This window comes from Streptomyces sp. MK37H, from assembly GCF_018035285.1.
GTDB classification, from domain to species: Bacteria; Actinomycetota; Actinomycetes; order Streptomycetales; family Streptomycetaceae; genus Streptomyces; species Streptomyces endocoffeicus.
On record NZ_JAAAYH010000804.1, the window covers coordinates 1 to 1,724 of the forward strand.

A 1,724-nucleotide genomic window follows, 5' to 3' on the forward strand; every position below is an offset into this window, starting at 1 on the left:
GGGTGGAGCGAGGGCGCGCGGCGGCTGCTGGGCTACCGCGCCGAGGAGGTCGTGGGGCGGCCGGCGGCCGAGCTGCGCGCCGAGACGGCCGCCGGGGGCGGCAGCGGCGAGACGGCCGCCGTGGACGGCGGCGGAGACACCGGCAGGGGCACCGCCGGGGACAGCGGCAGGGGCACCGCCGGGGACAGCGGCGAGGGCGCCGGACCGTGCCTGGCCCACGGGCCCCGGTGGAGCGGCCGGATCGCGCTGTGCCACCGGGACGGCCATCCGCTGGAGGTCGAGCTGCTGGCCCACCGAGATCCACTGGACGACGGACCCGCGGGCTGGCTCCTGGTCTCCGCCGCGCCCCAGGAGCCACTCGCCCAGGAGCCGGGCGTACCGGCGGACCACGTGTTCGCCCAGTGCCCCTGCGTCCTGGCGCTCTTCGACACGGAGCTGCGGCTGGCACGGGCGAACGCCTATATGCAGGCCGCCACCGCCCGCAGCGAGGAGCAGATGCGCGGGCTGCGGCTGACGGAGCTGGTCGGCCACGGGGAGAGCGACCGGGTCGAGTGGGCCATGCGACGGGTGCTGGAGAGAGGCGAACGGCTCGAGCTGGAGACGCATCTGCGGGAGCCGGGCGATCGCCAGGAGCACGCCTGGTCGGTCTCACTGGCCCCGCTGGCCAACCGGACCGGCGGGCTGCGCGGCGTGTGCTTGGCGGCCCGCGACACCACCGCCGAGCAGGAGGCCCGGCAGCGGCTCCAACTGCTCAACGAGGCGGGGGCGCGGCTGGGCAGCCATCTGGACCTGGACCGGATCGCCCAGGAGCTGGCCGCGGTGGCGGTCCCCCGGCTCGCCGACTTCGCCAGCGTCGATCTGCTCACCTTCCTCCACGAGGGCGACGAGCCCCCGGAGGGGCCGCTGCGCGAGCCCGTCACCCTGCGGCGCGCGGCCCACCGGTCCATCCTCGACGGCGCCCCCGAGGCGCTGGCCGACGTCGGGGGCCTGGCCACCCACCCCGCGCACTCCCCCACGGCGGCGTGTCTGCTCAAGGGCCGGGCCGCACGGCACCAGGTGACGCCGTCCCTGCTGGCGAGCTGGGAGACCAAGGACCCCGGCCGGGCCGCCCGTATCCGCGAGCACGGGGTGCACTCGGTGATCGTGACGCCGATGCGCGCCCGCGGGGTCACCCTCGGCACGGCCCTCTTCGCCCGCCACCGCACCCCGGTGCCCTTCACCGACGACGACACGCTGCTGGCCGAGGAGCTCACCGCCCGGGCGGCCGTCTGTGTGGACAACGCCCGCCGCTATCTGCGCGAGCGCAGGACGGCCGAGACCCTCCAGCGCAGCCTGCTGCCGCAGCGGCTGCCCGAGCTGACCGCGCTGGAGATCGCCTCGCGCTATCTGCCCTCGGGCGCCTGGGCCGGGGTGGGCGGCGACTGGTTCGACGCGATCCAGCTGTCCGGCGCCCGCGCCGCCGTGGTGGTCGGCGATGTCGTGGGGCGCGGCATCCAGGCGGCCGCCACCATGGGGCGGCTGCGCACCGCCGTACGCACCCTGGCCGATATCGATCTGCCGCCCGGGGAGCTGCTGACCCACCTCGACGACATGGTCACCCGGCTGTACTCGGACGAGAAACCCGAGCACTTCTGGTCCTTCGGCGCCACCTGTCTGTACGTGGTCTACGACCCGGTCTCGCGCCGCTGCAGCATCGCCGCGGCGGGCCATCCCGCGCCGCTGGT

1 protein-coding gene is annotated in these 1,724 nt (G+C 76.0%); it reads left to right on the top strand.

Annotated elements, in window-relative coordinates; translation table 11 throughout:
- Window positions 1-1,724, top strand: a 1,724-nt coding sequence (locus GWI24_RS44055) for a SpoIIE family protein phosphatase (protein WP_210951613.1), incomplete at both ends; no start/stop codon positions are given.